A 15,058-nucleotide genomic window follows, 5' to 3' on the forward strand; every position below is an offset into this window, starting at 1 on the left:
CGGGGTGCCGGGTGCCCCGGCCGTCCTGAGGGTCCCGGTGGCATCCTGAGCCGGGCTGCCAACGGGGGCGGTCGCTGCGGCAGCGGGCCCCACATCTCATCCCCGTCGCGTCCGGCAGCCTCGGTCGCGGTCACGGCCGTCAGCCACGCAGCGGTCTACGGCGTCCGGCCACGGTGAGACCGGGCGCGGGCCTCCCCACCGCCGAGCCGATGTACCCCGACCGTCGGATCGCTCGCGCGGCGTCCTGAGCCTGGGCCGACGGTGGGGGCGGTCACTTCGTCGGCCGGCCCCTCATCTCATCCCGGTCGGTCCAGCAGCCTCGGCCACAGTGACGCCCGGCACGAGCCACGGCCGGCGGATGCCACGCACCCCAGCCGTCGCGGCCCTCGCGCCGGCGTCCTCAGCCCGGCCCCCGACGGAGGCCGTCGCTTCGGTGGCCGTCTCCTCCGTCCATGCCCGCGCCTCGGTCCCCCTGGCGATCGTCGTCCGGGCAGCGGCGGAGTGTCGCCGGTGACGCCTACGTCAGTTCATGCCCGCCGCGTCCAGCAGTGTCGTCGCCGTGGTGACGGTCAGGCCGTCCAGGGTCTCGATGCGGGCGCCCGCACGCGCGCTGGCCCCGTCGAAGACCACCATCAGCTGGCGGGCGAGCAGGTCCGGATCGCGTGCGCCGCCCTCCTCGGCGCGGGCGCGCAGGAACTCCTTCATCCCCGCCTTCGCGCCGCCGGCGACCACACTCGCCGGGTGCTCGGGGTCCTTCAGCTCGACCAGCGCGGCCAAGTAGGGGCAGCCCTGGTAGGCCGACTCGGCGGCCGCCTTCTCCAGTCGCTCGAACACGTGCAGGATGCGTTCGCGCGGCGTGGCGGCCTCCAGGGCGTCCGGCACCAGCTGGGCCTCGTACGCGGGCAGCCGGCGGGCCAGGCTGGCGGCGAGGACCTCGTCCTTGCTGGTGAAGAGCTGGTACATGGACCGCTTCGAGACCCCGGCCGTCCGGCACAGCGCCTCGACGCCGATGGAGACGCCCTCGCGGTAGAAGAGCTCACCGGCCGCGTCGAGGAGCCGGTCCCTGGTGGACGTCTTGTCTGTGGTGGCCATACCGGCGAGGTTACCGCGCGACGGGACGAGAGGAAACCGATCGGTCTACCGCCTTCCGGTTCCGGGAACGTTCGTGACATCATCGGTGAACAAGCGCTTAGAAAGCTGCCCGCCATGACCGTACGACCCAACGACCGCACGGCCGCAGGGGGCAGCTACGCCCCGAGCGCTCCGAGCGTCGCCGCCGAGCTGGAGGCCCCGTTGTTCACATCCGTCGACGATGTCTCCGCGCGCCTGGCCGAGACCGGCTATCTCGCCTCGCCCGCGGTCGCCACCACCGTCTTCCTCGCCGACCGCCTCGGCAAGCCGCTCCTGGTGGAGGGCCCGGCCGGGGTCGGCAAGACGGAGCTCGCCAAAGCCGTCGCCGAGGTGGCGGGGGCACGGCTGGTACGGCTCCAGTGCTATGAGGGCGTCGACGAGTCCCGCGCGCTGTACGAGTGGAACCACGCCAAGCAGCTGCTGCGCATCAGCGCGGGCCGCGACGAGACGTGGGACGAGACCCGCACCGACATCTTCAGCGAGGAGTTCCTGCTCACCCGCCCGCTGCTGACGGCCATCCGGGGCGACGACCCCAAGGTGCTGCTGATCGACGAGACCGACAAGGCCGATGTCGAGGTGGAGGGGCTGCTGCTGGAGGTGCTCAGCGACTTCCAGGTCACGGTCCCCGAGCTGGGCACCATCACCGCGACGCGCCGCCCGTTCGTCGTCCTCACCTCCAACGCCAGCCGGGAGCTTTCCGAGGCGCTGCGCCGCCGCTGTCTGTTCCTGCACATCGGCTTCCCGGACGAGGAGCTGGAGCGCCGGATCGTGCGGCTGAAGGTGCCGGGACTGGACGAGGCGCTGGCCCGCTCGGTCGTCCGGGTCGTGGGCGCGCTGCGGGCGATGGACCTGCGCAAGGTGCCGTCGGTCGCCGAGACCATCGACTGGGCGCGCACCCTGCTCGCGCTCGGCGCCGACTCGCTGGACGAGACGGTCGTACGGGACACGCTCGGCGTCCTCCTCAAGCACCAGGACGACGTCCTCAAGGCCGCCGCCAAGCTCGACCTGGACGCCCTGTGACCACGCCCGTGGGCCTCCCGGAGCGGCTGACCTCCTTCGTCGGGGCGCTGCGCGCGCACGGCGTACGGATCGGCACCGGCGAGACGGTCGACGCGGCGCACGCCGTCGAGGCGCTCGGCCTCGCGGACCGCGATCTACTGCGCGAGGGGCTCGCGGCGACACTGTTGCACGGCACCGGGCAACGCCAGGTGTTCGACCCGGTCTTCGACCTCTACTTCCCGCGCGGGGTGGGCGCACCGCAGGAGCAGGCCGCCGGGCGGGACGACCTGCGCGACCGGCTGGCGGCCGCGCTGGCCGCCGACGACCAGGCGCTGCTCGGCCGGCTCGCGGTCGAGGCGGTCGACGGGTTCGGCGGGTACGGTTCCTCGCCGGAGTCGGACGGCTGGTCGTCGTACCAGACGCTGGAACGGCTGCGTCCGCAGACGCTGCTCGCCCGGGTGCGGGACGACGTCCGGCAGCGGGGCGGGAGTTCGGGGTTCGCGGACCGGCTTCTGGAGGACGAGATCCGACAGCGGATCGAGAGCTTCCGCGCGCTGGTGGCCGCCGAGGCTCGGCGCCGGGTCGCCGAACGCAGGGGCCGGGACGAGATCGCCCGGCGGGCGGTCGCCCCGACCGCCGACCGGGTCGACTTCCTCTTCGCGGGAAAGGCCCAACTCGCCGAACTCCGCAGAACGGTTCAGCCGCTGGCCCGCAAGCTGGCGACCCGGCTCGCCGCCCGGCGCCGCCGCGCCTCCCGAGGCACGATCGACCTGCGGCGGACCCTGCGCGGGTCGCTGTCGACGGGCGGGGTGCCGATGAAGCCCGTGCTGCGCAGACGGCGTCCGGTCCGTCCCGAACTGGTGCTGCTGTGCGATGTGTCGGGGTCGGTCTCCGGATTCTCGGACTTCACGATGCTGCTGGTGCAGGCGCTGCACGACCAGTTCAGCAAGGTGCGTGTGTTCGCCTTCGTCAACCGGATCGACGAGGTGACCGGCCTGCTCCGACGGGGCACCGCGGACCCGGAGGGGCTCAGTGCCCGTATCGAGGCGGAGGCCACGGTCACCGGCTATCACGGCAGCAGCGACTACGGCCTGGCGCTGGGCGAGTTCGCCGAGCGGTACGGCGACACGTTCGGCCCGCGTACGACCGTGTTCGTGCTCGGCGACGCGCGGACGAACATGAGCGACCCGAACCTGCCGGCCGTCCGGCAGATCACCGAACGGGCGCGCCGCGTCTACTGGTTGAACCCGGAGCAGCGCTCCAGTTGGGGCACCGGCGACTCCGCCGCGCCCGCCTACGCCGAGCTGGTCGAGATGCACGAGTGCCGCACCGCCCGGCAGCTCGGCGCTCTGGTGGCGCGGCTGCTGCCGGTGTGATCAGGCGGCGTCGAGCTGCGGGTAGAGGGCGCCGAGGTCGGCCGCAAGACCGGCCTTGACCTGCCGCGAGACATCGTCGGCCAGCACCTCGAAGGCGCCCGCCGCGATCCCGTCGAGGGCCTGGGCCGCGACGCTCTCGACGGTGGCCTTGGGCCCGTCGACATGGGCGGCCAGATCGGTGTCGACCCAGCCGACGTGCAGGCCGGTGACGTCGATGCCGCGCGGCTTCAGGTCGAGTCGCAGCGAGTTGGTCTGGGACCAGAAGGCGGCCTTGGACGCGCTGTAGGAGCCGGCGAGGCCGATCCAGGACAGCACGGAGTGGACGTTGAGGATGTGGCCGCCGCCGTTGCGCTCGATGACGGGGACGAGAGCCCGCGTGACCAGCAGCGGTCCGTAGAAGTTGGTCTCGAATTCGCGCCGGATGTCGTCGACGGGCGAGTCGAGGAAGTTCGCGTTCACCGCGGCGCCCGCGTTGTTGATCAGCAGGGTGACGTCCTGCGCCTGCTCGACCGCCGCAGCGACGGAGGCGGGGTCGGTGACCTCCAGCGCGAGCGGCACGGCGTCGGGATGGGTGACGGTGCGCGGGTCGCGGGCGGTGGCGTACACCTTCTTCGCGCCCCGCTCGTACAGGGCCTCCACCAGGGCGCGGCCGATACCGCGGCTGCCGCCGGTGACCAGGGCAACGGAACCTTCGATGGCGGTCATGGGACTCTCCCTCGCAATGCGCTACGTCTCACAAGACACGGAAACCGATCGGTTTCAGCGCCTGCATCGTAAACCGATCGGTTTCCTCAGGGCAAGGGGAGGGCCGGACCCCGGCGAAAATCAGGGTTCGTCCCGGATGGTCCGCACAGCGGGGATTTCCTACGCTCGGCGAGAGCGGAGGGGGATCCCATGAAGGCAGTGGTTCAGGATCGGTACGGCTCGGCGGATGTCCTGGAGTTCAGGGACATCGACAGGCCGGTGCCGGCGGCCGACGAGGTGCTGGTGCGGGTGCACGCGGCCTCGGTCAACGCGTACGACTGGCATCTCATGCACGGCGACCCGGTGATCGGCCGCACCATGATGGGTTTCCGCAGGCCCAAGGCGCCGGTGCGCGGCAGGGACTTCGCGGGCGTGGTGGAGGCGGTGGGCTCCGGAGTGACGGGGCTCAAGCCCGGCGACGAGGTGTACGGCGAGGCCGACGGCGCGTTCGCGGAGTACGTCTGCGCGCGGGACGGCGAGGTCGGCCCGAAGCCGGCCAACCTCACGTTCGAGCAGGCGGCGGCGATACCGCTGGCGGGCAACACCGCCCTGATCGGCCTGCGCGACGTGGCGCGGGTCCAGCCCGGCCAGACGCTGCTGGTGAACGGCGCGTCGGGCGGAGTGGGCACCTTCGCCGTACAGCTCGGCAAGGCGTACGGCGCCGAGGTCACGGGGGTGTGCAGCCCCCGGAACGCGGACATGGTCCGCTCACTGGGCGCGGACCGGGTCATCGACTACACGCAGGAGAACTTCACCCTGGACGGCACGCGGTACGACGTGGTGCTGGATCTCGTGGGCAACCACTCCCTCGCCGAGTTCCGGCGCGTGCTGAAGCCCACCGGGACGCTCGTGCTGTCCGGGGGCGGAGTGTACGAGGGCGGCAGTCTGGTCGGTCCGATGGCGCTGTTCATCAAGCGGCGGCTGGTGGCGCCCTTCGCGCGCCACCAGCGACTACTCGAAATATCCGCGCGGCAGAGCCGGGCGAACCTCGCGGCGCTGCGGGAGCTGGCCGAGTCCGGGCGGATCGCCCCGGTCGTCGAGCGGACGTATCCCCTGAAGGAGGCGGCCGAGGCCATCCGGTACCTGGAGGTGGAGCACGCCCGCGCGAAGGTCGTCGTCACCGTGTGACGGGCGCGGACCGGCCGGGCGTCACTCCTTCGCGTACTCCCTGGCGGTCTGTCCCTGGAAGTCGTAGACGATGGCCTGTTCGTCGCCGACGACCCAGGCGTCGTGCCCCGGGGAGCAGACGAAGACATCGCCCGGGCCGACCTCGCTCTCTCCGCCGTCGTCCATGCGGATGTGCATTCGGCCCTGGGCCATGTAGCAGTTGTGGTGCATCTGGCAGGTCTCGGTTCCCGCGATCGGGGCCACGGACTCCGTCCAGCGCCAGCCCGGCTCAAAAGTCGCGACGGCGAAGTCGAGGTCCGTCATGTGGATCGCTTCGAGGTGGCCGCGGGGAAAATCACGCCGCTCGTCGGGCTTGTCGAGCGTCTTCACTTCCAACATGACGCGCTCCCTTCCGGCCGCGCCTCACCGCGGCCGGAGCCGGTCTCCCCGGCGGCCCTGGTCACCGTCGTCGGCGGCCGGCCTCCTACCACTCAATCGTCCGCCCGGCCAACCAGGGGCGCCAACCGGGGGACGCTCGTACGGGAGGGCCGACTCGCTCAGCCGCCGTTCCCGCACAGCTCGGCGAATCGTCCGGCGTCGATGTTGCCGCCGGAGACGATCACTCCGACCCGGCGGGGCAGCGCACCCGTCCGGCCGTTGAGCAGTGCGGCGAGCGGCGTGGCACCGCTCGGCTCGACCACGATCTTCAGGCGTTCGAAGGCGAACCGCATCGCGTCCCGGATCTCGTCGTCGCTGACGAGCGCGATCTCGTCGACGAGCCGCCGGTTCACGGAGAAGGTCAGCTCGCCGGGTGTGTGCAGGGCCTGTCCGTCGGCGATGGTGTGGGGCACGGGGATCGTGATGCGCCGTCCCGCCTCCAGGGAGCGCTTGGTGTCGTCCCCGGCCTCCGGCTCGACGCCGATCATCCGGATGTCCGGGTGCAGGCCCTTGGCGACGGTGGCACTGCCGGCCATGAGCCCGCCCCCGCCGACCGGTGTCAGCAGCGCGCCCAACTCCCCCACCTCTTCGAGGAGTTCGAGCGCGGCGGTGCCTTGTCCGGCCATGATGTGCGGATGCTCGTAGGGCGGGATCACGCTGAGTCCGCGCTCGGCGGCGAGGGCCTCGGCGAGGGCGACCCGGTCGCCGGTGTAACGGTCGTAGGTGACGATCTCGGCGCCGTAACCCTCGGTCGCCGCGCGCTTCGACGGCGGCGCGTCCTCGGGCATGACGATCACAGCGGTGGTGCCCAGTTCACGGGCGGCCAGGGCGACGGCCTGGGCGTGGTTCCCGGACGAGTAGGCGGCGATGCCTCGGCCGAGCTGCTCCGGCGTGAGGCGGGACGCCGCGTTGTAGGCGCCGCGGAACTTGAAGGCGCCGACGCGCTGGAAGTTCTCGCACTTGAGGAAGACCTCGGCGCCGACCAGCTCGTCGAGCGTGCGCGAGCGCAGCACCGGGGTGCGGTGGGCGACGCCTTTGAGACGCGCGGCGGCGTCACGGACGTCGTCGAGGGTGACCGGTGGGGTGGTGGTCGTCACGCGTTTCCTCCAGGTGATGTCTTGGCGGTCGCCGCCGGGTCCGTCGCGCTCGCCGTCGTCCCGGCTCCGGCCCGCGACTGCGCCAGGTAGTTGTAGGCGGACGCACGGGAGATGCCGAGTCGGCCCGCGACCTGTTCGATCGCGCGCCGCACGGCGAACACGCCCCGCTCGTCCAGGCCCCGGAACAGCTCCAGCCGCTCGGCGCGGTCCAGAGCGGCCCAACTCCCGTTCCCCCGCAGCTGGTGGGCGTCGAGGATGGCGTCGACCACGGAGTCGATGTCGTTGCCGAAGGTGGTGACCGGAACGTCGGCCGGGGCGGCGCCGAAGCCGGCGAGCGCGCCGAGCAGGGCATGGGCGTCGCTCACCGCGGTGACGTCGACGTTGACGCAGAGAGCGCCGAACACGGTGCCCGTGGAGTCCCGGAGCACCATCGTGGAGGCCTTCACGAGTTTGCCGCCCCGGGCCCGGGTGACGTAGTTCAGCTCGTCGTCCGCCTCGTCGCCGCGCGCGACGATCCGCATGCCGATCTCGCTCATCGCCCCGCCCACGGCCCGCCCGGTCACCGAACCGGCCACGGCGACCACGGACTCGTCCGGCCGCCGGTAGTCGTGCAGGACCACCTCGCACATCGGCCCGAACGTCGCCGCGAGCCCGTCGACCACCGGCCTCAGCGCGGCGACGATCGCGTCCCGCTCCGATTCCAGGGTCTGTTCGGCGGCCATGGCGCACTCCCGTGTCGGTCCGGTCCCGGCGACCACCACCGGCTCGATATCTAGACTACACGTCCAGAGTCTGTACTGAATGTCCAATGAACCTCTTCGACGCATCCCCAGCGGGGGCCTGAAGTCGTCCGTCGGCGCGGCGGCCCCGTTGATGGAACGGCGCATCGCCGCTTCGATGGCCCCTGGCCGGGCGGCGCTCCACTCCCGGCACCGCGACCGAGGGGGGTTTGGGAGACCGTGCGTCACCCCAGAAGAGACGGAAGAGCCAGAACCGGCGGCAGAACACAACTGAGCGGATTACCGGGTGCGGCGGCGCTGTTGAGCGTCGTCGCACTCGTCGTCTCAGCGGTTCCCGCCGACGCCGCGACACGGACGGCGCCACCGGCACCCGGCCCGGCCGAGGTGATCCCGGGGCAGCAGACGGACACTCCCGCACTGGTGCGGGGCATCCGGGAACAGGCACCCGCCTCGGGCAGCGCGGCGGCCGCGGCCCGCGCCCATCTGGACACCAGGCAGAGCCGGTACCGGATCGCGGACCCGCAGCGCGACCTGGTGCCCGCCGGGACCATGGCCGCCGACGGCCGTGAGACCGTCCGGCTCCAGCAGCGGCACCGGGGCGTGCCCGTCCTGGGCGGCCAGTACGTCGTCCGCATGGAGCGCGAGGGCGGCGAGCGTGTCGTCACGGGCACTTCCGGCAAGTACTTCACCGGGCTGAGCACCGGCACGACGCCCGAGATCAGCGAGGCGCTCGCCGTCGAGCGCGCGGTGAACGCCGTACGCACGGAGCTCGGCGACCGCCGCTTCACCGCGCCGCGGTCGCATGACGAGGAGCCCGAGCTCACCGGCACCGCACGCGGACCGGTCGTGCTGCCCGCCGGGAGCGGCGTCCTCACCCGGCAGGTCACCGTGCACGGCAGCGACCCGGCGAGCGGGGAACCCGTGCGCCGCGAGGTCTACGTCGACGCCCGTGCCGGATACCCGGTCCTTCAGTACAGCGCTGTCCAGACGTTCGGCACACCCCGCACGCCCACCGCGACGTCGACGCCGGACACCACCGCCAGGGCGGCGGGCGCGGCCGAGCAGGGCACCGGCCTCCGGCTCGACGGCACGTCCGTCGGCCTCGCCGTCGACCACGACGCCGACCGCGGCCTGTACGTGCTGCGCGACCGCTCCCGAATACCCTCCGACGAGGCCGCCCTGTCGACCTGGGACGCCCGCGGCCGGTGGTACACCGACGTGGCGGGACAGTGGCCCGAGGGCCTCCAGGAGTTCGGCTCGCCGACCCCCGCGTTCGGCCCGGAGGCCACCGATTCGGGCGCCGTGGACGCGCACTGGGCCGCCGGGAAGGTCTACGACTACTTCCGGGACAAGCACGGCCGCGACAGCCTCGACGGCCGTGGCATGACGGTGAACTCCCTGGTGGGCGTGACCGATTACGGGCAGCCGTACGTCAACGCCTTCTGGGACGGCCAGAAGATGGTGTACGGCACCGGCGACGCCGAGTACCGTCCGTTGTCGGCGGCCATGGACGTCGTGGGCCACGAGATGACGCACGGCGTGATCGAGCACACCGCGAATCTCGTGTACGCCGGCCAGCCCGGCGCCGTGAACGAGGCCGTCGCCGACTACTTCGGCAACGCCATCGAGGCGGATGTGTACGGCGTCCCGGTGACGGATCCCGACTCGGGCCTGCTGGGCGAGCGGTTGTGCCGGACGAAGTCCCCCCGGGAGTGCGCGCTGCGCGACCTGGCCGACGGACGGACCACGGCCAAGTCGTTCCTCGGCGTCGGGTTCGCCACCGACAACGGCGGCGTCCACCTGAACTCCACCATCTTCGGCGGTGCGTTGTGGGACGCCCGCGAGGACCTGGGCGCCGATGTGACGGACCGGATCGTCTACCGGGCGCTGACCGAGTACATGACACCGCTGGACGGCTTCACCGAGGCACGGGCCGCGGTGCTCGCGGCCGCGGCGGACCTGGGGATCCCGGCCGCCGGCCGGCGTGCTCTCCAGCGCGCGTTCACGGCCCACGGCATAGTGCCGGGCTGGGAGTCGGCCCTCGGCGTGGACTCCGACCTGCTCCTCGACCGGGTGAACACCAGCAGGACGGACCTGGGCGGGGGCGGCGGCTGGTGGGCGGCGTCCAAGTCGAACGAGGAGGGCTCGGAGCCGTACTCGGTGTGGGCGGGCCGCGCCGACGGCGAGGGCTCCCCGAAGCTGATGAGCCCCAACGACGGCCGTTTTCACGTCAATCCGGCCACCGACGGCAGGACGGTGGTGTGGCAGGCGTACGGCGCCGGCGGCGTCGACGTCCTGGCCCGGCCGCTCGCGGGCGGCCCGGTGAAAAAGCTCTGGCACGGCAGCAACCCGGGCAGTTCGGTCGACGTCGACGGGGACCTCGTGGCCTTCGACTACGTGACCTACGGCGGGCGCCGGGCGGTGGCCTATCTCAATATCAAGGACCCGGCGAACGTGGAGACGATCGGCGGGGGCACCTACTACCGGGCCTGGGCCCCGTCGGTGAGCCATGGCAGGGTCGCCTACCAGGAGCGGCGTCGGGTGCGTGCCGAGTACGCGGTCGGTACGCGGGTCATCGATGTCGCGACCGGCGAGAACCGGCAGATCCAACCGGCCGCGGACGGCTCGAGTCTCGGCCCGACGGCCGTCAACGGCACGCATGTCTTCTGGCTGCTCGACGCCGACACGGCGGACGGGACGACGACCGTGCGCCGGGCCGCGCTCGACGGCACCGGTGTGGTCGACCTCAGCCCGGAGACCGGGCCGGACGCGCTGAACGCCTACGCCCTGACGGCGTCCGAGGACACGGTGACGGTCGGCGCGTACGCCCCGGACACCGAGATCCGCAATGAATCGCTGCCCAAGCTCCACCAGTTCGCGGCGACCGGCTCGCCCGACGCCCCGGGCACCCGCAAGGGCCGCGTCTCCTGCAACCGGGGTGAGCAGTCGTCGGCCGCCGCGGTCGCGGGCGCCCAGGTGGTGTGGCTGGACTCGACGACCGGCATCACCAACGTGGTGACCCGCACCAGACCGGCGGGCCGCTGCGGCTGACCCCGAGAAGCGGAGTGACCCGGGCCGTCGGCCGCCCCACCGGGCTGCCGACGGCCCCGGCCACTACGGGGGACGGCGGGTACGAGCCTTGAAAAGACGGATGTCCCCTGATCAGGGCGCGGGGACCTCGTCCAGGAGCTGAGGGCCGTTGTTGCCGACGCTGTTGACGGCGGGCGAGACGGGGCGGGCGCCCAGGTGGCCGTCCGCCGGCTGGACGAGCAGGGCGCGCAGGTCGTCGGTCGACTCGTGACGGGGGTCGAGCCAGGCGTCGTAGTGCTCTGGAGTGAGGGCGAGCGGCATACGGGGGTGGATGCGGCCGGCCGCGTCGGTTGCGTCGGTGGTGATGATCGTGCAGGTCAGCAGCCAGGCGGCAGGGTCGTCGTCGTTCTTGACCGTCGGATCGCGCCAGAACTCGTAGAGGCCGGCGAGGGCCAGGACCTGGCCGTCCTCGGGGTGGATGAAGTAGGGCTGCTTGCGCACCTTGCCCGACTTCCGGTCCGTGACCTGGTCCCACTCGTAGAAACCGTCGGCGGGCAGCAGACAGCGGCGTTTGACGAACGCGCGGCGGAACGCGGGCTTCTCGTGCACGGTCTCCACGCGCGCGTTGATCAGCCTCGCCCCGATCTTCATGTCCTTCGCCCAGGACGGCACCAGTCCCCACCGCAGCGGCCGCAGACGACGCCGCACCGGGGCGTCCTCGTCGGCGCCGCGCGGCCTGCGCTCCAGGACCGCCCACACCTCGTCGGTCGGGGCCACGTTCCAGCTCGGCGCCAGGGTCTCCTCCGGGTGCCATTCGGAGACCTGGAACAGCTGGGCGAGATCCTCGGGGCTACGGGTGGACGCGTAACGGCCGCACATACGGCCACTGTGCCACGGGGTGGCGGGGCGGACCTGGTGAGGTGGTGGGCGGAGTGACGTACGGCTGCGGCCCCGGACGCCTCCTCGCCTCGGCGGCGGGGTCGGGCTCCAGCGCGCCACCGTCGTTTTGCTCCCCCCGCCGTCGCCGTCCTAGCTGCCCACTCCGATGGCAGCCCTCAACTCCCCCACCGATTCCCGCATCAGCTCGGCCAGGGTGCGCTCCTCGTTCGCCGCGATCCACCGCTCGAAGCCGACCTTGAACACCGCGACTCCGGCCTCCGCGGTCAGGCTCGCGGCCGGCTCGGTGACGCCGCGCAGCCGCAGGGCGTCGGCGAGCGCGGCCGACAGCGAGGCGAGCTTGATCAGCTCGCGCTCCCGCAGTTCAGCGTTGGCCACGATGACGGCCTGTCGCCTCACGGCGTGCTCGCGACGGCCGACGAACACGGTGGAGACGGCGTCGAGTCCCGCCGTCACGGCGTCGATCGGCGGGGCGGACTCGGGAACCTCGGCGACGGCGTTCACGAACAGCTCCTGTAGGGCGCCGGAGCCGTCGAACAGCACCTCCCGCTTGTCGGCGTAGTGCCGGAAGTAGGTCCGCTCGGTGAGTCCGGCCCGTCCGGCGATCTCCGCCACCGTGGTCTGTTCGTAGCCGCGCTCGCTGTAAAGGTCCAGCGCGGCTGTCGCCAGGCGTTCGCGCGCGTTCGGCTCCCATCTGCCCATGCGCAGATCCTACGCGATGACAGTCACTGACATCCGGTCGATGACAGTCACTGACATCAGGTGTTAGGGTCGATGACAGTCACTGACATCAATCGTTGAGGGACACTCCCATGCGCATCTTCGTGACCGGCGCCTCCGGCTGGATCGGTTCCGCCCTCGTTCCCGAACTCATCGACGCGGGCCACCAGGTCGTGGGCCTCGCCCGCTCGGACAGCTCCGCCGCCGACCTCACCACCGCCGGAGCGGAAGTGGTCCGCGGCACCGTCGACGACCTCGACGTCCTCGGCGCCACCGCCGCCGCGTCCGACGCCGTGATCCACCTCGCCTTCAAGCACGACCTCGCCTTCACCGGCGACTTCCGGGGCGCCGCCGAGGCGGACCGCCGCGCCGTCGACACGTTCGGCGACGCCCTCGCCGGCACCGGCCGCCCCTTCGTCCTCGCCTCCGGGCTGGCCGGCCTCAAGCCGGGGCAGGTCGCGACCGAGCAGGACCGGCCCACGGTCGACGGCTCCCCGGCGTCCGTCCGCTCGGCCACCGCCGAGGCCGCTCTCGCGCTCGCCGCACGCGGGGTGCGTTCCTCGGTGGTGCGGCTGGCCCCGACCTGCCACGGCGACGGAGACAACGGGTTCATGGCGACCCTGGTCGCGATCGCCCGCGCCAAGGGGGTCTCCGGCTACCTCGGCGACGGCGCCAACCGCTGGCCGGCCACCCACCGCCTGGACGCCGCGAAACTGTTCCGTCTCGCGGTGGAGAAGGCTCCCGCGGGAGCCGTGCTGCACGGGGCCGCCGAGGAGGGCGTCACCATCCGGGACATGGCCGAAGCGATAGGCCGCCACCTGGACCTACCGGTCGCCCCCATCGCCCCCGAGGCCGCAGCCGGCCACTTCACCTGGCTCGGCGGCTTCCTGGCCCTCGACGTCCCGGCATCGAGCACCTGGACCCGCGAACTCCTGGGCTGGGAGCCCACGCACCCCGGCCTGATCGAAGACCTCGACAAGGGGCACTACTTCCGGACCCCCGCAACCACCGGCTGACCGACGCCGGAGCCGGTCCCGGATTCTCCTGGAGCCGGGGGCCCGCCGCCCGGAACACCGAAGTTCAGCTCGGCGAGACGGGAAAGAGCATGCAGCTGCTCGTGGCGTGGGCGAGCAGACGGTCCTCGGAGTCCAACAACTCGGCCTGCGCCAGGGCCGTGCGGCGGCCGTGGTTGAGCACGCTGCCGACGGCCCGGACCTTGCCGGTGTCGACGGTGATCGGACGCAGGAACTTCACGCTCAGGTCCAGCGAGGTGTACCCCATGCCGGCCGGCAGCACGGACTGCACGGCACAGCCCGCCGCCGAGTCGAGCAGGGTGGCGTACACGCCGCCATGGACGCTGCCGATGGGGTTGTAGTGCTCCTCCCCCGGCTCCAGGAGGAAGACCACGTGACCGAACTCGACCTGCTCCAGCTGGAATCCGAGGGTCGCACCGATGGGCGCGGCGGGCAGCCGCCCGCTCAGCACGCCACGCAGGAAGGCGAGGCCGCTCTCCTGGCCGACATCGGCTGCGGAGATGCTCGGATCCTGCCACTCGTACGTGCGTGACCTCGTCATGTGCTCTTCCTCCCGGCTGGCTTCAACAATCGAAGTTAGCCATGCGCGAGGCTGGCTGTCAATGACGAAGCCAGCCTACGATGGCGGCATGACCTGGCTGGAGACGAGCACCGAGAACTGCACGGTGCAGCGCACCCTCGACCTGATCGGCGAGAGGTGGTCGCTGCTGGTGTTGCGCGACGCCATGAACGGCGTGCGCCGCTTCGACGATTTCCGTCGGCACGTGGGACTGTCGGAGGCGGTACTGGCCGACCGGCTGCGCAAGCTGGTCGCCGCGGGGGTCCTGGACACCGTCCCGTACCGGGAGCCGGGCCACCGCACTCGTCACGAGTACCGGCTCACGCCCAAGGGCTGGGATCTGTGGCCGGTGATGCTCGCTCTCAAGCAGTGGGGCGACCGGTACACGGCGGACCCGGCCGGACCGCCGCTGGAGGTGCGTCACCGTGACTGCGGTGAACCGGTGGAGACGGTCGTCGTCTGCACGGGCGATCATGGACCGCTCGATCCACGGCAGGCCTACACACGGCCGGGGAAGGCGGCGCACGCCTTGTGACCGAGGGCGCGCGGGCAGGTCAGTGCCGGACCTCGCCCGTGCCCAGTCGGATCACGGCCCTCGGCTCCATGGGCGCTTCCCCGCGACGGGCGAGCACGACCACCTCCTCGACCGCCGCCGACAGGGTGCCCAGCCGGGCGGCACACTCGGCTGCCAGGCCCTCGGGGGTCTGGGTGCGGCCGAGGGACAGATGCGGGGTGAAGCGGTCGCCGCGTCCGCGACACAGGGGGAACCTCAGGCGCAGTTCCCGCTGGAGGCGGGCCCAGGGCGCCGGGTCGGCCGCGGCCGGATCGAGCCAGACGGTCGAGTAGTGCCGATGCCGGAAGTAGCGCACCCCGGCCAGGCGCGCCGTGAACGCGGTGCTTGCCGCCGCCCAGGCGGAGTGCAGCGGCACCGCCCGCGGGAACGTCTCCTCCGGCACGAACCCGAACAGCAGATTCACATGCGGAGGCCACCGCCGTACCTGTGGATCATGCTCCCAGCGGATGTCCTGGATCACCGGCCAGAGTCCGGGCGGCGGCAGCCACGCCACCGCCGTCCGGGCCGTGGGCGCCGCGTCGAGGGCATCCACCGGCTCGGCCGCCCCGAAGTCCGGATGGCCGTCCACAAGCTCATGGTCCCAGATCAGTGCTGGACGTCATGTGCCCTCGA

At 72.1% G+C, this 15,058-nt stretch carries 15 protein-coding genes; 6 read left to right on the plus strand and 9 right to left on the minus strand.

Going from position 1 to position 15,058, the window contains the following annotated elements; genetic code table 11:
• Positions 1 to 522: 522 nt before the first annotated feature.
• The gene (locus ACIQWG_RS14985) at positions 523 to 1,092 is read right to left on the minus strand and encodes a TetR/AcrR family transcriptional regulator (protein WP_404094976.1); all 570 of its coding nucleotides are present in this window, start codon (positions 1,090 to 1,092) and stop codon (positions 523 to 525) included.
• A gap of 201 nt (positions 1,093 to 1,293) precedes the next feature.
• Here ACIQWG_RS14985 and ACIQWG_RS14990 point away from each other — a divergent pair, with 201 nt between their 5' ends.
• Positions 1,294 to 2,151, plus strand: a complete 858-nt coding sequence (locus tag ACIQWG_RS14990; protein ID WP_404095866.1) for an AAA family ATPase — start codon at positions 1,294 to 1,296, stop codon at positions 2,149 to 2,151.
• On the plus strand, positions 2,148 to 3,506 hold the full coding sequence (locus tag ACIQWG_RS14995) for a VWA domain-containing protein (protein WP_404094978.1): 1,359 nt from the start codon (positions 2,148 to 2,150) through the stop codon (positions 3,504 to 3,506). Before ACIQWG_RS14990 ends, ACIQWG_RS14995 begins: the two co-directional genes overlap by 4 nt.
• On the opposite strand, the gene ACIQWG_RS15000 is transcribed toward ACIQWG_RS14995, so the two are convergent.
• Positions 3,507 to 4,211 carry an SDR family oxidoreductase gene (locus ACIQWG_RS15000; RefSeq protein WP_404094980.1) on the minus strand — a complete coding sequence of 235 codons (705 nt, stop codon included), beginning with the start codon at positions 4,209 to 4,211 and terminating at the stop codon, positions 3,507 to 3,509.
• 189 nt (positions 4,212 to 4,400) lie between these two features.
• Between ACIQWG_RS15000 and ACIQWG_RS15005 the strand changes: the two genes are divergently transcribed.
• Complete coding sequence (locus tag ACIQWG_RS15005) at positions 4,401 to 5,378, plus strand: NAD(P)-dependent alcohol dehydrogenase (RefSeq protein ID WP_404094982.1); 978 nt, start codon at positions 4,401 to 4,403, stop codon at positions 5,376 to 5,378.
• A 21-nt stretch (positions 5,379 to 5,399) separates the two neighbouring features.
• Here the strand turns inward: ACIQWG_RS15005 and ACIQWG_RS15010 are convergent, their stop codons facing one another.
• The 3 genes from ACIQWG_RS15010 to ACIQWG_RS15020 form a co-directional block, all read right to left on the minus strand.
• Positions 5,400 to 5,756 (minus strand): cupin domain-containing protein, encoded by a 357-nt coding sequence (locus tag ACIQWG_RS15010; RefSeq protein WP_404094985.1) that lies wholly within the window; start codon positions 5,754 to 5,756, stop codon positions 5,400 to 5,402.
• Between the two features lie 158 nt (positions 5,757 to 5,914).
• The gene (locus ACIQWG_RS15015; protein ID WP_404094988.1) at positions 5,915 to 6,892 is read right to left on the minus strand and encodes a threo-3-hydroxy-L-aspartate ammonia-lyase; all 978 of its coding nucleotides are present in this window, start codon (positions 6,890 to 6,892) and stop codon (positions 5,915 to 5,917) included.
• The gene (locus ACIQWG_RS15020) at positions 6,889 to 7,614 is read right to left on the minus strand and encodes a transcriptional regulator (protein WP_404094990.1); all 726 of its coding nucleotides are present in this window, start codon (positions 7,612 to 7,614) and stop codon (positions 6,889 to 6,891) included. Before ACIQWG_RS15020 ends, ACIQWG_RS15015 begins: the two co-directional genes overlap by 4 nt.
• 318 nt (positions 7,615 to 7,932) lie before the next feature.
• Between ACIQWG_RS15020 and ACIQWG_RS15025 the strand changes: the two genes are divergently transcribed.
• Entirely contained in the window at positions 7,933 to 10,683 is a 2,751-nt protein-coding gene (locus ACIQWG_RS15025) for a M4 family metallopeptidase (protein WP_404094993.1), read from the plus strand.
• A gap of 111 nt (positions 10,684 to 10,794) precedes the next feature.
• Here ACIQWG_RS15025 and ACIQWG_RS15030 read toward each other — a convergent pair whose 3' ends face one another.
• Positions 10,795 to 11,541, minus strand: coding sequence for an SOS response-associated peptidase (locus tag ACIQWG_RS15030; RefSeq protein ID WP_404094996.1), 747 nt, complete (start codon positions 11,539 to 11,541; stop codon positions 10,795 to 10,797).
• Positions 11,542 to 11,691: 150 nt separating this feature from the next.
• Positions 11,692 to 12,261: a TetR/AcrR family transcriptional regulator gene (locus tag ACIQWG_RS15035; RefSeq protein WP_404094998.1), complete on the minus strand. Its 570-nt coding sequence runs from the start codon at positions 12,259 to 12,261 to the stop codon at positions 11,692 to 11,694.
• A 110-nt stretch (positions 12,262 to 12,371) separates the two neighbouring features.
• Between ACIQWG_RS15035 and ACIQWG_RS15040 the strand changes: the two genes are divergently transcribed.
• Positions 12,372 to 13,295, plus strand: a complete 924-nt coding sequence (locus ACIQWG_RS15040; protein WP_404095001.1) for an SDR family oxidoreductase — start codon at positions 12,372 to 12,374, stop codon at positions 13,293 to 13,295.
• A 64-nt stretch (positions 13,296 to 13,359) separates the two neighbouring features.
• Here the strand turns inward: ACIQWG_RS15040 and ACIQWG_RS15045 are convergent, their stop codons facing one another.
• Positions 13,360 to 13,854, minus strand: a complete 495-nt coding sequence (locus ACIQWG_RS15045) for a PaaI family thioesterase (RefSeq protein WP_404095004.1) — start codon at positions 13,852 to 13,854, stop codon at positions 13,360 to 13,362.
• An 88-nt stretch (positions 13,855 to 13,942) separates the two neighbouring features.
• Between ACIQWG_RS15045 and ACIQWG_RS15050 the strand changes: the two genes are divergently transcribed.
• Positions 13,943 to 14,407, plus strand: coding sequence for a winged helix-turn-helix transcriptional regulator (locus tag ACIQWG_RS15050; protein ID WP_404095007.1), 465 nt, complete (start codon positions 13,943 to 13,945; stop codon positions 14,405 to 14,407).
• A gap of 19 nt (positions 14,408 to 14,426) precedes the next feature.
• Here the strand turns inward: ACIQWG_RS15050 and ACIQWG_RS15055 are convergent, their stop codons facing one another.
• Entirely contained in the window at positions 14,427 to 15,014 is a 588-nt protein-coding gene (locus tag ACIQWG_RS15055; protein ID WP_404095009.1) for a 2'-5' RNA ligase family protein, read from the minus strand.
• Positions 15,015 to 15,058 lie beyond the last annotated feature (44 nt).

It is taken from the genome of Streptomyces sp. NPDC098781 (genome assembly GCF_044759995.1).
GTDB lineage: Bacteria > Actinomycetota > Actinomycetes > Streptomycetales > Streptomycetaceae > Streptomyces.